This window comes from Synechococcus sp. A15-127 (assembly GCF_014280215.1).
Classification (GTDB): Bacteria; Cyanobacteriota; Cyanobacteriia; order PCC-6307; family Cyanobiaceae; genus Parasynechococcus.
The window spans coordinates 861534-880283 of sequence record NZ_CP047948.1 but is presented as its reverse complement, the minus strand read 5'-3'; the positions used below and the strand labels follow the sequence as shown (position 1 = coordinate 880283).

Below are 18750 nucleotides of genomic sequence, written 5' to 3'. Positions count from 1 at the left end.
TGTCCGGTCAGAGGCATCCTGTCCTGGAGTCTCACCGCCCTCGGATGGACGCTGCCAATCCGCTCCAGCAACTGCTGCTCCGTGGCCTCGGCACCACCAGCCTGGTGGCTGATCGGCTGCGCGGGGTCAGCCAGGCCTGGGTCAGCAGCGGACGACTGGATCCGAACCAGGCCTCAGCCCTCGTGGACGACGTCATGAAGGCGCTGCGGGGGGAGACACCGGAATTGGAGGAGCAGGCGGAACGCAAACTGGAGCGCAACCGCGACAACCTCCTCCAGGACATCGGTGTGGCAAGCCAGAAGGAACTCGATGAACTGCGAGGTCGCATCGATCGACTCGAACAGCAGCTGCGTCAGCTGAACCGGGTGGAATGAACCAGAGGGCAGAATCAGTCGGTCCGAACCGGTTCCAGTGCGCGACATCCTGATCAGTTCCACCGTCTGCGTTCTCTGTCTGCTGCTGGCCCTTGTCAGCCAGCTGGTGGCGCCCTCGACCGTCAACGCAACCGTCAACGCTGCTGTTTCGTCTGAGATCAGTTCCGGGCCCAGCACGGCCAAAGCCAGAACCAGCCCAGGCTTCGAACTCGATCCGGACGACCCCAACCCGACGCTTTTCGCCATGGCACCCGACGACACCCTCGCCGACGCTTCCGCTCTGGGTGGTCCCCTGGAGAGCCCCGACACCCGCCTGACCACCAGCGGACTGAGCATCACCGAACTGGAGATCGGGAGCGGCGCAGAGGCGGCTCCCGGACAGACAGTGGTCGTCAACTACCGCGGCACGCTGGAGAGCGGCAAAGAGTTCGACAGCAGCTACGGGCGCGGCCCCTTCAGCTTTCCTCTGGGAGCCGGCAGGGTGATCAAGGGCTGGGATGAAGGCGTGGCCGGGATGAAGGTTGGCGGCAAGCGCAAACTCGTGATTCCGCCTGATCTTGCCTATGGAAACCGCGGCGCCGGAGGCGTGATTCCCCCCAACGCGACGCTGATCTTCGAGGTCGAGCTGCTCGACGTGAGGAAGTGAGTGGCAGTTAGGCTTTGGTCAAGTCAAATCCACTCTTATCCGATGCTGCGCTCGGCACTAACCGCCCTCGTCAGTGCCCTTCCCGCCCCTGTTGTCGAGGCTCACTGCGACGGCCCCTGTGGTGTTTACGACCCCGCCTCTGCCCGTGTGGCAGCCGAAGCGGTGCTGTCTATGACCAAGAAGTTGAAGGGCCTGGAGGCACCCTCTGCCGGCGACGCCGCCGCCCTGGCCGCGTTCAACAACACCTTCGGTCGTTACGTGGCCATTAAGGAAGAGGAGGCCCAGAAGACCAAGAAGGAGCTGCTGATTCTCTGGACGGACTATTTCAAGCCCGACCACCTGGCCACCTTCCCTGACCTGCACGACACCTTCTGGAAGGCAGCCAAGCTCTGCAGCGCCTGCAAGGTGAACATCGATCAGGCCAAAGCCGAGGAACTGATGGCAGCTGTGGAGAAAATCCACGGCATGTTCTGGCAGTCCAAGGGCCGCAGCGATGCCTGGGTCACAGCCTCCTGAGCCCATTCAGCCTCAGATCGGCCAGCCTCCTCCGCAAGCAGCTCTCAGCGATCTGCTTGCCCTGTTTTTGTTTCGCCGTCGTCACATGCGTGTCGACGGCTTTTCCATGGCACCGACCCTGGTTCCCGGTGACCTGGTTCTGATCACGCCGAGGCAGGCCAGGGCGACGCTTCCAGCCCTCGGCGCGATCGTTGTGGCACGCCATCCTGATCGACCCGCGACCCGGATCATCAAGCGGTTAGCGGACGTCCAGGACGGGGGTCTTGTCCTGCTCGGTGACAACTCTGTGGCAAGCACGGACAGCCGCCAGTTCGGAGTTGTCCCCTCTCGGCTGCTGATCGGCGAGGTGACGTCTGTGGTGCGCTGAGCGACGCCGCTCGGAACGCCACCTTCAGAACATCGCCGCTGACGTGCGGTGCAACCAGAAGACACCCGTAAGGATGGAGAGTGCACCGGTGCCTCCGACCAGGAGGGGCAGAAGCCTGGCGCCGCTGCGCAGGGTGAGGAAGGAGACCACAGCCACAACGGCGAGCATCGCTGCCATCGAGCCGCAGAGATACGACAGCAGATAGGTCGCGGCACCGAGAGGTGGAAGGGCCAGAGCCGGAATCACAGCCAGCAGATGACTGGCCCCCGCCAGACCGTGCAGAAGCCCCAGTCCTGACGCGGCATGGGCATGCCGGCGGTGGTTGCTCTGACCCCGCACATGCAGGTGCAGGTGCTGGTGGATTTCGTCACCTTCGTGGTGGTGTTCATGGCTGTGCAGTTCCAGACCGAAGGCGGTTCGCACCGCCATGCCACCGACCACCAGCAGAGCCACGCCCACCAGGAACTCCGCCCAGGCAGACATCGCCTTCACATGGGCCAGATCCTTGATTCCGATCGCGATCAGCGCCATTACCACCACTCCGACGGAGTGGCCGGCCCCCCAGGCCAGACCGGCCCGCAAGGCCGGCAGGGGCTTCCGCAGGGAGAACGGAGCCATGGCCACGAGGTGGTCGGCTCCACCGACCACGTGAACAGCACCGGCGGCGAAACCGGTGAGGACGCTGATCAGCACTGCACTGCTCCGAAGACGTTGATTCTGCAGGACCGGTCGGATCTAGCCACCGATCAGCGTGGTCAGAGCCATCTGCACGTCCTGCTGACGCATCAACGCCTCCCCCACCAGCACGGCTCCTGCACCGGCTGCCTGGACCCGATCGAGATCAGAGCGGCTGAAGAGGCCGGATTCACTCACCAGCAGAGCCTGCTGCTGCTGAAGACGAGGTCGAAAGTCTTCGGTCAGTCGCTCGGTGGTCGTCAGATCCGTCTCGAAGCTGGTGAGATCCCTGTTGTTGATTCCGATCAGCGGGAATTCACCGAGGGTCAGCACCCTCTCCAGCTCACCGGCATCGTGAACCTCCACCAGAACGTCCAGGCCAAGACTGGCGGCGGCTTTCCGCAGATAGCGGAGATCCTGGTCCGTGAGAATCGCGGCGATCAGCAGCACGGCATCGGCGCCAGCCGCACGGGCCTGGAACAACTGGTAAGGGCTGAGAACGAACTCCTTGCAAAGCAGGGGCAGATCCACCGCCTGTCGCACCTCCACCAGCACATCAAAGCCGCCCTGGAAGAAGGTCTTATCGGTGAGCACGGAAAGACAGCTGGCACCTCCGGCTGCGTAGGCCCGGGCGATGGCCACGGGGTCGAAGTTTTCCCTGATCACTCCCTTGCTTGGACTGGCCTTCTTCACCTCAGCGATGACGGCCGGCAGCACCGGAGCGGAACGCAGGGCAGCGATGAAGTCGCGCGTGGGAGGCAGCTCGTCGATCTGACGCTTGAGGTTCTCCAGGGGGACCCGCTCACGCGCCGCATCGACCTCACGGTCCTTGGCCCAGACGATTTTCTCCAGGATGTGCCTGGGTTCCTGCTCATCGTGCGGAACGGCGTATTCCAGATGCGCCACGCGCACCTTCGGATTGGGGGGACGACGACGGATCTCCATGGTTCAGGTAAAGGGTGATCGATTCAGGAGACGAGCTGACCTGCGGCCTGCTTGTAGGCCACTTCCACCACCTCGCTGAGCGTTGGGTGGGTGTGCACTTCGGTGGACAGCTGACGCACGCTCTGGCGACGGGCCACGGCATTGGCCACTTCCTGAATCAGATCGGCGGCGTGTAGACCGTAGATGTGAGCCCCCAGCACCTCGCCGCTGGCCTTGTTGAACAGAAGCTTCATCAGGCCATCACTCTCCAGCTCAGCCAGAGCCTTGGAATTGGCCTTGAAGTAGCTGCGCACCGCTCCGAGCTGAAAGCCTTCCTTCGCCGCAAGCTCCTTGGCGTCCGCTTCGGTGAGGCCGACCGAGCTGATCTCAGGATGGGTGAAGGTGGCCGCCGGAATGCTGCGGTAATCGATCTGGCGGCTGTGGCCGAGGATGTTGTCAACGGCGACCGTGCCCTGAGCAGCCGCCGTGTGCGCCAGCATCAATTTGCCGGTCACGTCGCCGACAGCCCAGAGATGGGGCACCGGTTGATCGTTCACCAGCACCCGCATTCCGTCGTCGATCGGCACGAAACCACGGTTGGTCTCGACGCCGAGAGACTCGAGGTTGAGCCCTTTGCTGCTCGGCACCCGCCCGGTCGCCACCAGAACCGCATCCACCTCAAGAGTCTCCACAAACTCCCGACTGGAGAAATCCGCCAGTTCGATCCGCACCGGACAACCCGGCGTCACCTTGCTCGCAAGGACCCCGGATCGGGCATCGATGTCGCGGCCATCGATCAGATGGCGACCGGCGATCTTGGCGATGTCCGGATCAAAGGTGGGCATCACCCGATCCAGAGCCTCGATCATCGTCACTTCGCAACCGAGGGCGGTGTACACATCGGCGAACTCCAGGCCGATGTAGCCGCTGCCGATGATGGCGATCCAGCGCGGCAGCCACTCCAGATTGATCGCCTCATCACTGGTGAACACCGTGCGGCCATCGGTCTCGATACCGGGCGGGACAAAGGGGTCCGAGCCGGTGGCCAGGATCACGTCGCGAGCTCGCAGCATCCGATCCACGCCGCTCGGCTCGCGCAGACCGACCCGCTGGGATCCTTCCAGGCGACCATGACCGCGCAGGATCGTGACGCCCACCCGTTCCAGCGACTTGGTGAGGTTGGTGCGGATCGTCTGCACCAGCTGATTGGCATGGTCAGCGATCTTCTGCCGCTCAAAGCGCACTGGCGCGGCGTGGATGCCGAAACTTGCCAGGTGCTGATCATCGGCCAGCTCACGCACCTTGCCGCTGGCCGCCAGCAATGCCTTGGAGGGCACACACCCCCGGTTCACGCAGGTGCCACCCATGTCACGCGATTCGATAATCGCGGTCTTGAGGCCATGCTCCGCAGCATGCTTCGCAGCATCGAAACCGCCGTAGCCGGCGCCGATGACGATGACGTCGAAATCGAAACTGGCGTCGCTCACCCGGACTGCTGCGATGTTGTGGCGGTCATTGTCGCCCTTCGGCGCTCCAGGAGCAGGGGGACAGCGGCGGCGGCGACATTCAGAGACTCCACCCGATCGCTGTGGGGAAGGGTGACGGCATGGGTGCAGCAGGCCTGAAGCCTTGGATGCAGGCCTGCTCCTTCCGTTCCCAGCACCAACGCCGTTGGACGGGTCCAATCCAGTTGCCAGTAAGGGATGGGGCGACAGGTGCCTGCCGCATCCGGCACCAGCGTGGCCACCACCTGAATGCCGGCCACGGCCAGCTGCATCAGCCGTGCTTCGAGCTGATCCAGCGCAGCCTGTTCATCGGGCCCGAAACGATGGTGAGGGATTTGCAGCAGAGCCCCTGCGGAAGCCCTCAGCACCTTCGGGCTGAGGGGGTCAACACCTGAGCCGAGCCATGCCAGCTGTACATCAGCGGCGAGCGCCGTGCGCAGGAGCGTTCCGAGATTGCCTGGATCCTGGACCCGATCCAGCACCAGCATCAGATCCGGGGCGGAGGGAGGCCGGGGGAGCATGGAGAGCGGTGCCAGACAGGCCACCCCGTCGGGAGTCACGGTGGTGAGGGCTGCCTGCAGGACGGATTGCGTGACGCACTGGCGCTGGACGGTGGGATCGAGGCGCTGTTCCAGATCGGCGTGGATCCCCCACCAGCGTTCCGTGGCCACGATCTCCAGCGGACTTCGGCCAAGACGAAGCAGTTCCTGCAACAGATGAGTCCCTTCCAGCAACAGCAGACCCTGCTGCTCTCGCCCCTGACGCGTGGTCAGGCTCCGGAGCCGTTTCACGAGCGGATTCCGGCGGCTGCTGATCAGGGAAACGGATGCCCCGGACTCGGTGGATGGAATGACCGTGGTCCTGGTCAGAAGTTGCTGTGCTTCCGCACTTTCAGACCTTTATGAACCGAGAGATCGTCGCCGCTGAGGTCGAGCCCATTGATCGCAGCGATCTCGCCTTTGAGACCTTCGGCAGCGAGATTCTCAACCAGCTTCTGTATCACCTGATCCTCGACTGCGGCGTTGTCGATGGAATCGGGAGTCAGGCGTTCCAGGAAACGACCCACCTTGGAAGCGACGACCTCGGATGCGTTGGAGATCTTCAGAACAATCATGAAGTCGGTAGGTGCCTCGTAACCGACAAGCTAGTGCGGATGGGGAGACTTGAACTCCCACGATGTTGCCACCACTAGTACCTGAAACTAGCGCGTCTACCAATTCCGCCACATCCGCTGGCGTTTGTCGCTCAGGCGACAGGACGACCATACGGCATCGGCGATCAGGGCTCCCGAGCGACAGGCGCGAAGGCAACAACCAGTTTCAACTCCGGCCGTCTAGACGGTCTCAAGAGTGCTTGCAAAAATGCGCCCGTAATCAAGAAATTAATAGAAATGACGGCTGCGGCAATCGTGTCTCAAGAGATTCTCAAGCCGCATCTCACTGTTACAGGTGGACATTCCTTAGGGGGAACCATCCGGGTCAGCGGAGCCAAGAATTCCGCCCTTGTGCTGATGACGGCCAGCCTTCTGACCGCCGACACGCTTGAGCTGTGCAATGTCCCGGACCTGACGGATATCGGCGGGATGAGTGACATCCTCGCGTCCCTCGGGGTGAAGGTGGAGCGTCAGGCCGATCGCGTCCGACTCAACGCAGCCGTTCTGTCCAGTTCCAAACCCCCCTATGAACTGGTCAACAGCCTCCGGGCCAGCTTCTTCAGCATCGGCCCCCTGCTGGGCCGCCTCGGACAAGCCAAGGTGCCCCTGCCTGGAGGCTGTCGCATCGGAGCCCGTCCTGTGGTGGAGCACATCCGGGGGCTGAAAGCTCTTGGTGCCGTGATCCGGGTTGAGCACGGGATCATTCACGCCAACGTGCCTGGCCCGAACAAACGCCTCAAGGGCGCTTCGATCATCCTGGACTGCCCAAGCGTCGGCGCCACAGAAACCATCCTCATGGCCGCAGTGCTGGCCGAGGGCATCAGCACGATCGAGAACGTGGCCCAAGAGCCTGAAGTCCAGGACCTGGCCAACCTGCTCAATCGCATGGGCGCCAAAGTCAGCGGCGCCGGTAGCCCCGTGATCACGGTGGAGGGTGTGGAGTCGCTGCACGGCTGCCTGGATTATCCGGTGATCCCTGACCGCATCGAGGCCGGCACCTTTCTGATGGCTGCCGCCATCACCCGTTCCAGGCTGCGGGTCGAGCCTGTGGTTCCCGACCACCTAAACGCTGTTCTCCAGAAACTTCGCGACTGCGGCTGCAATCTGGACATCGACGCCACAGGGATCACGATCACGCCGAAGGAGATCACGGCCGTCGACATCACCACACAGCCCTTCCCCGGCTTCCCGACCGATCTTCAGGCACCCTTCATGGCCCTGATGACGACGGCTCGCGGAACGAGCGTGATCACCGAGCGGATCTACGAGAACCGCATGCAACACGTGGGGGAACTGCAGCGGATGGGAGCCTCGATCCGGGTGGACGGCAACACCGCGATCGTTGAGGGGGTGTTCAGGTTGAGTGCGGCTCCCGTGAAGGGAAGCGATCTGAGAGCGTCAGCAGCCATGGTGCTGGCCGGCCTCGCGGCCGATGGCACCAGCAAGGTCAGCGGACTTCAGCATCTGGACCGCGGATACGACGACATCGAAGCCAAACTCAACGGGGTTGGAGCTGTCATTTCACGCCAGGCCTCCTGACTTGATCGATCAAGGCTGAGTCAGTCCATACAATTCCTCTCAGGGGAGCCTGGCGGAATTGGTAGACGCAGCTGACTCAAAATCAGCCGGCCACTGGTCTTGGGGGTTCAAGTCCCCCGGCTCCCATTCATCGGCTGTGATGAACACCTACAGCCGGTTTCCGCTCACGCTGGTGCGTGGATCCGGATGCTGGGTGTGGGATGACAGTGGGACGCGCTACCTGGATGCCGTAGCCGGCATCGCCACCTGCAGCCTCGGCCACAGCGATCCGGTCATGCGTCGCAACCTGGGGCGTCAGCTGCGTCAGCTGCAGCATGTTTCAAACCTGTATCGGATCCCGGAACAAGAGGAGCTGGCCACCTGGCTCGTCGACCACAGCTGCGCCGACAGCGTTTTCTTCTGCAATTCCGGCGCGGAAGCCAATGAGGCCGCCATCAAGCTGGCTCGCAAACATGGCCACACCCGACGAGGCATCGAGCGTCCGGTGATCCTGACGGCGACGGCCAGCTTCCACGGCCGCACCCTGGCGGCTGTGACGGCCACGGGGCAACCGAAATACCACCAAGGGTTTGAACCGGTCGTTGATGGGTTCGATTACGTCCCGTACAACGACCTTGAAGCCTTCGAGAGCTGCCTGAACCGCCATGAAGCGGCCGGACCGTCGGTCGCTGCCGTGCTGATTGAACCGCTGCAGGGCGAAGGGGGCGTGAACCCTGGAGATCGGGTCTATTTCCAGAAGCTGCAGGAGCTGTGCAGAGCCCGCGACATCCTTCTGATCCTCGATGAGGTGCAGGTGGGCATGGGTCGGAGCGGCCGTTGGTGGGGCTACGAACACCTGGGCATCGAACCCGATGCGTTCACCCTCGCCAAGGGACTTGGTGGCGGGCATGCCATCGGGGCCCTGCTGGTGCGCGGCCAGGCCGATGTTTTCGCGCCCGGGGATCACGCCAGCACTTTCGGAGGTAATCCTTTCGCCTGCCAGGCAGGCCTGACGGTGGCCCGCGAGATCGAACGCCGCGGCCTGCTGCTGCAGGTGGAGCAGCGCGGCCGACAGCTGCGGGAGGGACTGGAAGCTCTGGTGGTCCAACACCCCCACCTGCTCTCGGGTGTGCGGGGCTGGGGCCTGATCCAGGGACTGGTGATCCGTCAGGACAGCGGCATCACCGCCCCTCAGCTCGCCAAGGCGGCGATCGATCAGCGATTGCTGCTGGTGGCAGCAGGTCCATCGGTGCTGCGCATGGTGCCACCCCTGGTGATCAGTGCCCGCGAAGTCCGTCAGCTGCTTGAGCGACTGGAGACCACGCTGCGCGTGGCCGGCTGAGGGAAGCCTTGGGGCGATGACCGCGACTGACCTGTCGGATCTGATTCCCCGCTTCGATCTGCGCGGCATGGATCTGCAGCTGGATCGCATGCAGGCGGCTCTGGAAGCGCTGCGCTCCCCCTGCCAGGAGGTCCCGGCGATTCAGGTCGCCGGAACAAACGGCAAGGGGTCGATCGCCAGCTTTCTCGCCTCAGCCCTTCACCGGGCTGAGATCCGCTGCGGACTCACCACCTCTCCCCATCTGATCAGCTGGTGCGAACGAATCCGCGTCGACGGCAGACCGATCGCCCTCGACTGTCTGAGAGACGCGCTGATCGCCCTGCGGCCCATCAGTGATCGCCATCGGCTGACGCCCTTCGAACAACTGCTGGCGGTCGCCCTCAGCCATTTCCATCGTGAGCAGGTGGAGCTGCTGGTGCTCGAGGTGGGACTCGGCGGGCGCCTGGATGCCACCACAGCTCATCGCTGTCGTCCGGTGATCGCCCTCGCCGCCATCGGTCTCGACCACTGTGAACATCTCGGGGAGACGCTCACGCTGATCGCCCGGGAAAAGGCGGCCGTGATCACGCCGGGCGCCACCGTGATCAGCGCCGCACAGCCGCCGGCGGTGACCGCCGTGATCGAGGAGACCTGTCGGCAGCAGGGAGCCGATCTCCACTGGGTTGCGCCCCTGCCGGACGACTGGCAGCTGGGCCTCGCCGGGGTGATGCAGCGCCACAATGCCGCGGTTGCCCGCACAGCCCTGCAAGCTCTTGCACCGCTGGGGTGGACGGTGGACGAGAACGCCATCCGCCGCGGCTTCGTGGAGGCACGCTGGCCAGGACGCCTGCAGAGCGCCCGCTGGCAGAACCATCCGTTGCTGCTGGATGGAGCCCACAACCCACCCGCTGCCGCCCAGCTGGCCCTGGAGCGTGGCCGCTGGCCCGGTGAAGACGCCGGAGTCTGCTGGATCCTGGCGATGCAGGCCCACAAGCAGGCCCCGGCGATGCTGGAGCACCTGCTACAGCCCTCTGACCGGGCCTGGATCGTGCCGGTGCCGGAGCATCACAGCTGGACCCGCAGCAGGCTGGTGGATCAGTGTCCCCAATGGCACAACCAACTGCTGGAGGCCGACAGTGGTGAGGCCGCCCTGCTCGAGATCCAAGAGCGCGGAGCGTGGCCCCGCCCGATGCCGGTCGTGGCTGGATCGCTTTATCTGCTTGGGGATCTGTTCGCCAGGGCGGTGGTGACGGCAGAGTGATGCCTGCGACCAGCCCCCCGATGCGACAGCTGCTGCTACCCCTGATGCTGACGCTGCTGATGGTGCTCACACCAGCGGCCCATGGCCTGGACACGTCAGCGGGGGTGGGACTGCAGGACCGGGCGCTGTTCCAGGAAACCGTGGACTTCACCCTCACCAACCAGGACAGCGGCGATTTCCATGGTCAGAACCTGGCCAACACCTCATTCGCTGGGGCCGTGGGCCGACGCGCGGATTTCAGTGGAGCGAACCTGCACGGAGCGATCCTCACCCAGGGGGCTTTCGCCGAGGCCGACTTCCGGGGCGCCGATCTCTCCGATGCCCTGATGGACCGCGCCGATTTTTCGGGCGCCGATCTGCGGGACGCGGTTCTGAGCGGAATCATCGCCTCCGGAAGCAGCTTCAGCGGTGCTCAGATCGACGGCGCTGACTTCAGCGATGCCCTGCTGGATCGCGACGACCAACGACGGCTCTGTCGCGAGGCCGACGGCATCAATCCAGCCACCGGCGTCGCAACCCTGGACAGCCTTGGCTGCTGAAACAGCCTGGCTGCTGAAACAGCCTGGCTGCTGAATCAACTCCGCTCCTGCCAACCGCGCAGCTTGCCTGGATTGAGCAGCCCCGCCGGATCGAAGCGCTGCTTGGCAGCCACCTGATCGGCATCCACGACCCCCAGGCCCCCATCCTCCACGGTCATCACGTGGGGGTTGAACAGCACCGCGCCGACGCCGCGGCAATCCTCCATCAGCTGATTCAAACGCTCCGCCCCCTGCCAGCGCACCAGCGGCAACGCCGCCAGTCGGGTTGTGCCCTGCTGCCGCACCGCCTCGAGATGCCAGAGAAGGTTCTCTCCCCAGCTGGCCCGCAAGGCATCCATCGCCGCAGCCTCCGGCTGCGGCAGCAGCATCTGCAGATAGGTCCAACCCGGATCGCTGGCACGCATGTGCAGGGTGGTGTGATTCCAGCTCAGCTCCCGCAGGCCACGGCCGCCACCGAGCTCCTCGGGACCCAGGTCATGCACGGCAGCACCGAAGCTGCGGGCCAGACGCGTCACGCTGCTGATCCCATCCGGTGAGACCAGCAGTAGCACCCGGTGATGCTCGCCACCGGGGCCGCTCCAGTCGGGGAGTTGCTGCAGCACCGGCCGTTCCAGCAGGGTGGCGAGATGCAGGCTGACCGCGGATCGGCAGCAGGTCTGCAGCAGAGCGACGGCATCGTTCCAATCAGCACAGTCGAGGCTGAGCTGGTGCCAGTCCACTGCCGGGGCGGTGGCCAGCTTCAGGGCCGTGATGATGCCATTGGTGCCATAGGCATGGTTCAGGGCTTCCGCCTGCTCTCCCGACAGCGTGAAACGCCGTGGACGGACCTCCATGGAGACCCCCTCCAGGCCCAGCAGATGACCGGGATCACGCAGAAATCCCCAGCGGATCGAGCCGATGCCACCGGAGCCACCGGCGATGAATCCGCCGATGGAAGCGCTGCGCCAGGTGCTGGGCAGCAGCCGCAGCTGGCGACCGGCGCGGCGCAGCTGCTGATCCAGCTCCCGCATCGGGCAGCCGGGTTCCACCGTCACCACCCCGGTGAGCGGATCCAGTTCCCGGATCGCCCGCAGGCCACCACTCAGCATCACCACGCCCCCCTCCAGCGGCACGCACTGGCCGTAATTGCCGGTGCCTGCTCCGCGCACGGTGAGCGGAACCCCATGCTGCGCACAGACAGCCGCCAGCCTCTCCACCGCATCAACATCGGCAGGACAGACCACCAGCTGCGCCCGGCAGGCAGCCAGACGCTCCTTCAGCACGGGTGAATAGTCGTAGGCATCGCGGGACAGACGTGCCAGCTCCGTCGGGTCCGTCTGGAGATCCATGGCCGGATCCAGCTCCAGAACTTGCCGGACGGCGGCAATGGCGGCGGCATCTCTCATCACAGCAGGGCCGGGCTGTTGTGGTCTAACGGGTGGGCGGCCGCCACCAATGGCCCGCGATCAGGATCTGTCTTTCCGGGGGGCTCATCAACGCCTCGGACCAGTTGGAGGCCTCCAGCAGCATCAGATCAGCTGGGGCACCCTCACGAATCACGCCGTCCCAGGCAAGATCCATCAACGCTGCGGCCGCCGTGGTGAAGGGCGCCAGCCCGAGCCGCTGCCAGGGGGCCAGTTGCGCCAACGGCAGGCTGGAGGCCATCAAGGCGATCGGGTCGAAGCCACCGGCAGGGAACCAGGGGTCAGCGACGTTGTCGCCACCCACAGCGACGCAGACGCCGGCCCGCTGCAACTGATGGATGGGGGCCAGCGGGCGAAGCACCGGGGTGCAGCCGGGGCGACGGGCCAGCAGCCAGCCGTTGGTCAGCGGCAGGGCCGCCACCCGCAGATCGGAGGCGGCCATGCGCCGGCAGATCCGCTGCAGGGGCCTGTCTGCAAGCAGGCCGAGGCTGCTGGCATGACTGCAAGTGATCGGCAGCGGCGGCCGCTCACGCTCCAGCACGTGCAGCAGCTGCCGCAGTCCAGCGGCGGGGGCTCGGTCGGCCTCATCGATGTGCAGGTCGATCCCGCAACCGAGCTGCTGCGCCAGGCGAAGCATCCCCCGCAGGGACTGGCGCACCGTCGCTCCCCGGCAGGGAGGCACCAGGACCCCGCCGAGCAGGCCTCCGGCCGCCGCCACGCGACGAGCAAGCGTCGCGCCGTCCGGAGTGCTCCAGTGATCGATGGGCACCAAGGCCACCAGCTGCAGGGTCAGCCGATCCCGCCAGCGATCCCGCAGCTCCAGGAGGGCCTGCCAGCTCGCCTCCGCTCCAGGGCCGAGGCTGTCGATGTGGCTGCGGACCGCCCGCAGGCCCCTGGAACAGCCCAGCTGCAGGGCCCGTTCCGCCCGCTCGAGAACAGCCGTCTGCGTCCGCTGCTGATGCTCCTCCAGATTGGCCGCTAGGGCACCGCTGTAGGTGCCCGAGAGATTGGGATGTGCGGACCAGGTGAAGGCCTTGTCCAGATGAACGTGAGGATCCACCAGCCGAGGCAGCACCAGCCGGCATGGGGGAGCCTGCTGCTGCGGGAGGGGCTCAGGCAGCAGCAGCCGTCCGTCCCGCCAGCGCAGCCGCACCGGTGTGAGGCCCTCGGCAGTGGCGCTTGGAACGGGTTTAGCGGCCGGGAGCTGCAGGAGGCTGCGCGGAACCCAGGCATCGAGCCATGGCGTCGGGTCGGCCGTCACTCAGCCCCACCGTCGCTGGTTTGCGTGTGAAGGGTGAGAAAGCGACCGGCACCGGCAAGGGTGACCACCTCGACGCCCGGCAGCGTCAGACCGGGCAACAGCTCCTGGCCGCCCACCCGCGTGGTGTAGATGCTGGCCACGAGCAGATTGCGTCGGGTGGTGAAACGGCCCGCCAGCGCCGCAAGGGTGGGCTGCTGTGAGGCCACCAGCCCGGGACAGTCCCGGATCCACAACCGCAGCACCATCGGCAGACCGCTGTTCTCACACAGCTCTTGCGTGGCCAGGGTCACGAGCTGCCGGCCGGCGTGGGCCTCGTACTCCGACCTTGAGGGATTCGTTCCAGCCAGAGCGAGGGCTCCTCCAGCCCCGATGACGACGGCGATGATCGCCGCGAGGGGCAGCCGCCGGGAGGACTGAGAGGGCTGCACCGGGTTGGCTGCGACACGGATTGGTAGATTCTCACCGACGCGGCGGGCGTCGCCAAGTGGTTAAGGCAGCGGCTTGTGGCGCCGCTATTCGGGGGTTCGAATCCCCTCGCTCGCCCTTTTCATTCACCGCAGCTGTTAAGAACAGCGTCCAGAAGCCTTTCTCCGCCCCAGCGGATCGGATCAGTGCAGGGAAGTCCGAGCTGATCGGAGACCGACGCAACAGCTGATCGCGCATCCTGCTCCCCCAGACGTGACGTGTTGAGCGCAACGGCCCGCACCCTCGGAGGCGCACCAACCGCACGGGGTCGGCCCAGGGCGGCGAGGGCCTCACTGAGGTTGACCAGCTCCTGCAGCGCCGGCAGAGGAATCTGCGGCAGCCGCTCGATGCTGGTCTGATCGGCCCGGTGGACCAGCAGCAGATCCGTCGGCTGACTGCCGCGCAGCAACGGAAGCGTTGCCGTGGATCCTGGATGACACAGGGATCCCTGACCCTCGACCAGCACAAGACCGTCGGCGGGAAGCGCCTCGGCTGCCTCCAGAACCGCCGCTTCGACGGCGCCGGCGGCGTAATCGACGCGGACCGCATCAAGGGGGACCCCGCCGCCGGCGATCAAGATTCCGGCCTGGCCGGTGCCCACGAAACGACATGGGAGATGCCGACGCCCTGCCGCCTCAACCAGCGCCAGGCAGGCACTCATCTTGCCGACTGCCATGTCCGTGCCAAGCGCCAGCAATCGCTGGCAGGACAGAGCCGCCGCCCGCGCCTGCCCCACCCGCAAATGTTCCGGTTCACAACGCAGATCCCAGATCCAGCGCCCGGGCTGCCGCGCCGAGCACAGCTCCGGGTCCTGCCCGAGACGCGTGTGCAGGCCACTGGCCAGACTCAGGCCGGATCGCAATGCCGCCAGGGCATCCCGGCGGACCGGATCCGGAAGACGCCCTCCGGAAGGAGCCAGGCCGACCACTGCCACCTCGGGCACGAACGGCAGCGCCTCCTCGAGCGAGGCGACGATCGGCACATCCCGACGAATCCCGCTGATTCCCTCCAGGGACCCCCCGGCATGAACGGGATCGATCACAGCCACGATCGGGCCGAAGCGATGGCGCAACATAGCCAGCCCAGTCTTGCCGGTGAGACTGTCCAGCCCACCGTGCTGCAGCAGCACGACCCTGTCCTCCGCCGCAAGCATCAGGAGCCCTCCCGTCGCTTGATGCCCAGCCCTGGATGCCGGGACGGCATCAGACGGTCTCCCTCCAGCGGCAGCCCGTCGAACGGGTCATCGATGAGATTGAGATGGCTGTCGAGATCCGGCCAGCGGATCAACGGCAGCAACTGAGCAGCCGCACCATTCAGCAGCCGGCTGTCGGAGTAGCAGCCCACCATCAGATCGAGGCCGAGCTGTTGCGCCACCCGCGCCATCAACCAGGCCTGACTGAGGCCACCGCTCTTGAGCAACTTCAGGTTGACCCCATCCACGTGGGGGGCAAGACGCAGCAGATCCTCGAGCCCCCAGCAACTTTCATCCGCCACGAGCGACATCGGGCATTCGGGATGAAGAGCCGCGAAACCGGCAGAATCGCGCTCCGGATCCAGATGAGGAGCAAGCGGCTGCTCCAGCAGCACGACCCCCCGCTCCTGCAGAAGCGGCAGCATCCTGCGGGCCTGGTCCAGGGTCCAGCCACCGTTGGCATCCACCTGGAGCTCCGCCGCAGGACGACGGTCATCGCCGGCCATGGCATCCGCCACCGCCGAGAGCAGTGCACGGTCGTGCTCCAGCCCGTCAGGGCTCCCCAGCTTGAGCTTCACCCGGGTGACCGGCATCAGCTCACGCCAACGCTGCAACCGCTGCAGCACCTGCTCCGACGCAGCGAGGCCAAGCGTGACGCTTGTGGCCACCGAACGGGCCCCATCCAGTCCCCAGAGCTGCCAGACCGGAGCCTGCAAACGGCGGCCTCGCCAGTCCCAGAGCGCGAGATCGAGGGCACATCGTGCCGGTGGCGTGAGGTCCGCCAGCAGCGGCTCGAAACCCTGCGGCACAGAGGGATCCAAACCCTCAAGCCGTGGCAGCAGCGTCTGCAGCTCGAGCTCCACGGCGTCTGTGGAGAAGCCCCGGTGGCCGGTCTCGAATCCACCGGTCTCGCCGCGACCTGTGATGCCATCCCGGCTGATGCTCAGCTCCAGACGCTGCACAGCCGAGGTGGTCCCGCGGCTGATGGCCAGAGGCACCGCCTTGGTGAGGGAGAAACGCCTGAGGCCCCAACCCATGCCGGCCTGTGTCCAGTCACCAAACTGACACAACACCGTCGTGACTAAAACTGAGGGCAGTCATTCCTCTCTCCTCCCCCGCCTTGGTCGTCTCCGCTCCAGACCGCACCAGCATCGGCACGGATCCGCGCGGCAGCTACTGGATCACCACCTTCGGCTGCCAGATGAACAAGGCGGATTCCGAGCGCATGGCCGGCATCCTCGAAGCGATGGGCTACCGAGAAGCCAGCGCTGAACTGGAGGCGGATCTGGTGCTCTACAACACCTGCACCATCCGGGACAACGCCGAGCAGAAGGTTTACAGCTACCTCGGTCGACAGGCTCGACGGAAACGGACCAATCCGAACCTCACGCTGGTGGTGGCCGGCTGCGTGGCACAGCAGGAAGGGGAATCGCTGCTGCGACGGGTTCCGGAGCTTGATCTGGTGATGGGTCCCCAGCATGCGAACCGCCTGGAGACCCTGCTCCAGCAGGTGGACAGCGGTCAGCAGGTGGTGGCCACGGAGGAGCACCACATTCTCGAGGACATCACCACTGCACGGCGTGACAGCCGCATCTGCGGGTGGGTGAACGTGATCTACGGCTGCAATGAACGCTGCACCTACTGCGTGGTGCCCTCTGTGCGCGGGAAGGAACAGTCGCGCCTTCCGGAAGCGATCAAGCTGGAGATGGAGGGTCTGGCAGCCCAGGGGTACAAGGAGATCACCCTGCTGGGTCAGAACATCGACGCCTACGGCCGTGACCTGCCGGGCATCACGCCGGAGGGGCGCCGCCAGCACACGCTCACCGACCTGCTGCATCAGGTTCATGACGTGGAAGGGATCGAACGGATCCGCTTCGCCACCAGCCATCCGCGGTATTTCACCGAACGGTTGATCGACGCCTGCGCTGATCTCCCCAGGCTCTGCGAGCACTTCCACATCCCCTTCCAGAGCGGCGACAACGACTTGCTGAGGGCGATGGCCCGCGGCTACACCGTGGAGCGCTACCGGCGCATCATCGACCGCATCCGCGAACGGATGCCCGATGCCGCCCTGAGCGCCGATGTGATCGTCGCCTTCCCCGGTGAGACCGATGCCCAGTACCGACGCACTCTGGAGCTGGTGGAATCGATCGGGTTCGATCAGGTGAACACCGCGGCCTATTCACCACGTCCCAACACTCCAGCGGCGAACTGGGACAACCAGCTGCCGGAAGCGGTGAAGGTGGAGCGACTGCGGGAACTGAATGCCCTGGTGGAGCGCACAGCGCGAACCCGCAATGCCCGCTACACCGGCCGCATCGAGGAGGTGCTGGCGGAAGGGATCAACCCGAAGGATCCCCATCAGCTGATGGGGCGCACCCGCACCAACCGGCTCACGTTCTTCAGCGCAACAGGGCCGGATGGCCACATCTGGAATCCCGGTGATCTCGTGAGGGTGACGATCGACGCGGTGCGTTCGTTCTCACTGAGCGCCACCCCCCTGCCGGTGGCGGAACAACGCTGATACCTTTGGCGCGCCTCAGACCGCACAGCGCGTCGAAATGACCAGCCAGCGCAAGCATGTCGGCCTCGTGTTCGGTGGTGTCTCCGGTGAGCATGAGGTTTCCATCCGTTCAGCCAGCACGGTGCTGGCTGGATTGACGAGCGGCAGCAATCCGGAGCGTTACGCCGTGACGGTCCTCTACATCGACCGCGAAGGCCGCTGGTGGGGACCCGGGATCGCTGCCGCGGTGCTGGAGAGGGGCGAAGCCGCCACCGACGAGCAGCTCCCCCACCCCCTGCCGCCCGCAGGATTCCGGGGACTGCCGCAGGACTGTGATGCCGTCGACGTCTGGTACCCCGTGCTGCACGGCCCCAACGGCGAGGACGGAACCGTGCAGGGGCTGTTCCGCCTGATGCGCCAACCCTTTGTGGGAGCCGGTGTGCTCGGATCCGCCGTGAGCATGGACAAGCAGGCGATGAAGGCCGCCTTCGCGGCCGCCGGACTCTCACAGGTGCCCTACGTCTGCGTTCAGGCCAGCGAACTGAAGGACGACACCACGTTCAACCCGCTTCTGAAGCGCATCGAAGAGCTCGGCTATCCCTGCTTTGTCAAGCCAGCCAACCTGGGTTCATCGGTCGGGATCAGCAAGGTGCGCAACCGGGCGGAACTGGTTGAGGGCCTCCACAAGGCTTCCCTCCTGGATCCGCGCCTCGTGGTGGAGCAGGGGGTCACGGCACGGGAACTGGAGTGCGCAGTGCTGGGGCGGAACGACCTGAGGGCCTCCGTTGTCGGAGAGATTCGTTTCGAAGCCGACTGGTACGACTACGAGACCAAGTACACCGCTGGACTGAGCTCCACACTGATTCCGGCGCCGCTTCCAGACGGCGTCGCTGATCGGATCCGCCAGCAGGCTCTTCAGGCCTGCGAAGCGGTCGGGGTCCTGGGCATGGCCCGTGTGGATTTCTTCTACGACGAAGCGGCCGGAACGATCTGGATCAATGAGATCAACACCCTTCCTGGATTCACCAGCCAGAGCATGTACCCGATGCTTTGGGCAGCAAGCGGCTTAACACTCGATCAACTGGTGCACGAACTGGTGGAAACAGCTGGAGAATGAAGCAACGCCT

Annotated in this window: 20 protein-coding genes and 3 tRNA genes; 12 read left to right on the top strand and 11 right to left on the bottom strand. The window is 65.3% G+C overall.

All coding sequences use genetic code 11. The annotated features are described in order from the left end of the window. Nucleotides 1–44 precede the first annotated feature (44 nt). From SynA15127_RS04500 to sodX, 4 genes are read left to right on the top strand one after another with little or no spacing between them, the layout of a single operon-like run. A complete protein-coding gene (locus SynA15127_RS04500; RefSeq protein WP_043696164.1) occupies nt 45–374 on the top strand; it encodes a phasin family protein in 330 nt (109 codons plus the stop codon). 37 nt (nt 375–411) lie between these two features. Next, complete coding sequence (locus SynA15127_RS04495) at nt 412–1020, top strand: FKBP-type peptidyl-prolyl cis-trans isomerase (RefSeq protein WP_186485168.1); 609 nt, start codon at nt 412–414, stop codon at nt 1018–1020. Nucleotides 1021–1062: 42 nt separating this feature from the next. Then, a complete protein-coding gene (gene sodN / locus SynA15127_RS04490; RefSeq protein WP_186485167.1) occupies nt 1063–1536 on the top strand; it encodes a superoxide dismutase, Ni in 474 nt (157 codons plus the stop codon). Further along, entirely contained in the window at nt 1514–1903 is a 390-nt protein-coding gene (gene sodX / locus SynA15127_RS04485; protein WP_222930460.1) for a nickel-type superoxide dismutase maturation protease, read from the top strand. Before sodN ends, sodX begins: the two co-directional genes overlap by 23 nt. A 24-nt stretch (nt 1904–1927) precedes the next feature. On the opposite strand, the gene SynA15127_RS04480 is transcribed toward sodX, so the two are convergent. The 6 genes from SynA15127_RS04480 to SynA15127_RS04455 all read right to left on the bottom strand — a co-directional run bounded on the left by SynA15127_RS04480 (nt 1928) and on the right by SynA15127_RS04455 (nt 6239). Then, a complete protein-coding gene (locus SynA15127_RS04480; RefSeq protein ID WP_186485166.1) occupies nt 1928–2596 on the bottom strand; it encodes a hydantoin utilization protein A in 669 nt (222 codons plus the stop codon). Nucleotides 2597–2638: 42 nt separating this feature from the next. Continuing rightward, a complete protein-coding gene (trpC, locus tag SynA15127_RS04475) occupies nt 2639–3523 on the bottom strand; it encodes an indole-3-glycerol phosphate synthase TrpC (RefSeq protein ID WP_186485165.1) in 885 nt (294 codons plus the stop codon). 23 nt (nt 3524–3546) lie between these two features. Then, nucleotides 3547–4989: a dihydrolipoyl dehydrogenase gene (lpdA, locus tag SynA15127_RS04470; RefSeq protein ID WP_186485164.1), complete on the bottom strand. Its 1443-nt coding sequence runs from the start codon at nt 4987–4989 to the stop codon at nt 3547–3549. Continuing rightward, nucleotides 4986–5798 (bottom strand): TrmH family RNA methyltransferase, encoded by an 813-nt coding sequence (locus SynA15127_RS04465; RefSeq protein WP_370594016.1) that lies wholly within the window; start codon nt 5796–5798, stop codon nt 4986–4988. Before SynA15127_RS04465 ends, lpdA begins: the two co-directional genes overlap by 4 nt. 74 nt (nt 5799–5872) lie before the next feature. Next, nucleotides 5873–6121, bottom strand: a complete 249-nt coding sequence (locus tag SynA15127_RS04460) for a hypothetical protein (protein ID WP_186485163.1) — start codon at nt 6119–6121, stop codon at nt 5873–5875. A 34-nt stretch (nt 6122–6155) separates the two neighbouring features. Then, nucleotides 6156–6239, bottom strand: a tRNA-Leu gene (locus SynA15127_RS04455). Nucleotides 6240–6397: 158 nt separating this feature from the next. Between SynA15127_RS04455 and murA the strand changes: the two genes are divergently transcribed. The 5 genes from murA to SynA15127_RS04430 all read left to right on the top strand — a co-directional run bounded on the left by murA (nt 6398) and on the right by SynA15127_RS04430 (nt 10799). Then, nucleotides 6398–7699, top strand: coding sequence for a UDP-N-acetylglucosamine 1-carboxyvinyltransferase (murA, locus tag SynA15127_RS04450; protein WP_186485162.1), 1302 nt, complete (start codon nt 6398–6400; stop codon nt 7697–7699). 43 nt (nt 7700–7742) lie between these two features. Continuing rightward, nucleotides 7743–7825, top strand: a tRNA-Leu gene (locus SynA15127_RS04445). Nucleotides 7826–7838: 13 nt separating this feature from the next. Then, on the top strand, nt 7839–9020 hold the full coding sequence (locus tag SynA15127_RS04440) for an aspartate aminotransferase family protein (RefSeq protein WP_186485161.1): 1182 nt from the start codon (nt 7839–7841) through the stop codon (nt 9018–9020). A 16-nt stretch (nt 9021–9036) separates the two neighbouring features. Continuing rightward, a complete protein-coding gene (locus SynA15127_RS04435) occupies nt 9037–10260 on the top strand; it encodes a folylpolyglutamate synthase/dihydrofolate synthase family protein (protein ID WP_186485160.1) in 1224 nt (407 codons plus the stop codon). 44 nt (nt 10261–10304) lie between these two features. Beyond that, a complete protein-coding gene (locus SynA15127_RS04430; protein WP_253912880.1) occupies nt 10305–10799 on the top strand; it encodes a pentapeptide repeat-containing protein in 495 nt (164 codons plus the stop codon). 35 nt (nt 10800–10834) lie between these two features. Here the strand turns inward: SynA15127_RS04430 and SynA15127_RS04425 are convergent, their stop codons facing one another. The 3 genes from SynA15127_RS04425 to SynA15127_RS04415 are packed head-to-tail and all read right to left on the bottom strand — an operon-like array spanning nt 10835 to nt 13891. Continuing rightward, complete coding sequence (locus tag SynA15127_RS04425) at nt 10835–12184, bottom strand: FAD-binding oxidoreductase (protein ID WP_186485159.1); 1350 nt, start codon at nt 12182–12184, stop codon at nt 10835–10837. A gap of 25 nt (nt 12185–12209) precedes the next feature. Then, complete coding sequence (locus SynA15127_RS04420; RefSeq protein WP_186485158.1) at nt 12210–13463, bottom strand: amidohydrolase family protein; 1254 nt, start codon at nt 13461–13463, stop codon at nt 12210–12212. Further along, on the bottom strand, nt 13460–13891 hold the full coding sequence (locus tag SynA15127_RS04415; protein WP_255475577.1) for a DUF4359 domain-containing protein: 432 nt from the start codon (nt 13889–13891) through the stop codon (nt 13460–13462). The genes SynA15127_RS04420 and SynA15127_RS04415 overlap by 4 nt, the downstream gene beginning before the upstream one ends. 42 nt (nt 13892–13933) lie before the next feature. On the opposite strand from SynA15127_RS04415, the gene SynA15127_RS04410 reads away from it, so the two are divergent. Next, a tRNA-His gene (locus SynA15127_RS04410) sits at nt 13934–14006 on the top strand. Between the two features lie 4 nt (nt 14007–14010). On the opposite strand, the gene SynA15127_RS04405 is transcribed toward SynA15127_RS04410, so the two are convergent. After that, nucleotides 14011–15081 carry a DUF1611 domain-containing protein gene (locus SynA15127_RS04405; RefSeq protein WP_186485157.1) on the bottom strand — a complete coding sequence of 357 codons (1071 nt, stop codon included), beginning with the start codon at nt 15079–15081 and terminating at the stop codon, nt 14011–14013. Beyond that, nucleotides 15081–16157, bottom strand: coding sequence for a dipeptide epimerase (locus tag SynA15127_RS04400; RefSeq protein WP_186485156.1), 1077 nt, complete (start codon nt 16155–16157; stop codon nt 15081–15083). The genes SynA15127_RS04405 and SynA15127_RS04400 overlap by 1 nt, the downstream gene beginning before the upstream one ends. Nucleotides 16158–16240: 83 nt before the next feature. On the opposite strand from SynA15127_RS04400, the gene miaB reads away from it, so the two are divergent. Then, nucleotides 16241–17644 carry a tRNA (N6-isopentenyl adenosine(37)-C2)-methylthiotransferase MiaB gene (miaB, locus tag SynA15127_RS04395; protein ID WP_186485155.1) on the top strand — a complete coding sequence of 468 codons (1404 nt, stop codon included), beginning with the start codon at nt 16241–16243 and terminating at the stop codon, nt 17642–17644. A gap of 37 nt (nt 17645–17681) precedes the next feature. After that, complete coding sequence (locus tag SynA15127_RS04390) at nt 17682–18740, top strand: D-alanine--D-alanine ligase family protein (RefSeq protein WP_186485154.1); 1059 nt, start codon at nt 17682–17684, stop codon at nt 18738–18740. The last annotated feature ends 10 nt before the right edge of the window (nt 18741–18750 follow it).

What these genes read in the sequence shown, in the direction of transcription:
- SynA15127_RS04500 (WP_043696164.1), top strand. Translation starts at nt 45, where the DNA reads ATGGACGCTGCCAATCCGCTCCAGCAACTGCTGCTCCGTGGCCTCGGC.
- sodN (WP_186485167.1), top strand. Translation starts at nt 1,063, where the DNA reads ATGCTGCGCTCGGCACTAACCGCCCTCGTCAGTGCCCTTCCCGCCCCT.
- sodX (WP_222930460.1), top strand. Translation starts at nt 1,514, where the DNA reads ATGCCTGGGTCACAGCCTCCTGAGCCCATTCAGCCTCAGATCGGCCAG.
- trpC (WP_186485165.1), bottom strand. Translation starts at nt 3,523, where the DNA reads ATGGAGATCCGTCGTCGTCCCCCCAATCCGAAGGTGCGCGTGGCGCAT.
- SynA15127_RS04460 (WP_186485163.1), bottom strand. Translation starts at nt 6,121, where the DNA reads ATGATTGTTCTGAAGATCTCCAACGCATCCGAGGTCGTCGCTTCCAAG.
- murA (WP_186485162.1), top strand. Translation starts at nt 6,398, where the DNA reads ATGACGGCTGCGGCAATCGTGTCTCAAGAGATTCTCAAGCCGCATCTC.
- SynA15127_RS04440 (WP_186485161.1), top strand. Translation starts at nt 7,839, where the DNA reads ATGAACACCTACAGCCGGTTTCCGCTCACGCTGGTGCGTGGATCCGGA.
- SynA15127_RS04435 (WP_186485160.1), top strand. Translation starts at nt 9,037, where the DNA reads ATGACCGCGACTGACCTGTCGGATCTGATTCCCCGCTTCGATCTGCGC.
- SynA15127_RS04430 (WP_253912880.1), top strand. Translation starts at nt 10,305, where the DNA reads ATGCTGACGCTGCTGATGGTGCTCACACCAGCGGCCCATGGCCTGGAC.
- SynA15127_RS04425 (WP_186485159.1), bottom strand. Translation starts at nt 12,184, where the DNA reads ATGAGAGATGCCGCCGCCATTGCCGCCGTCCGGCAAGTTCTGGAGCTG.
- SynA15127_RS04405 (WP_186485157.1), bottom strand. Translation starts at nt 15,081, where the DNA reads ATGCTTGCGGCGGAGGACAGGGTCGTGCTGCTGCAGCACGGTGGGCTG.
- SynA15127_RS04400 (WP_186485156.1), bottom strand. Translation starts at nt 16,157, where the DNA reads ATGGGTTGGGGCCTCAGGCGTTTCTCCCTCACCAAGGCGGTGCCTCTG.
- SynA15127_RS04390 (WP_186485154.1), top strand. Translation starts at nt 17,682, where the DNA reads ATGACCAGCCAGCGCAAGCATGTCGGCCTCGTGTTCGGTGGTGTCTCC.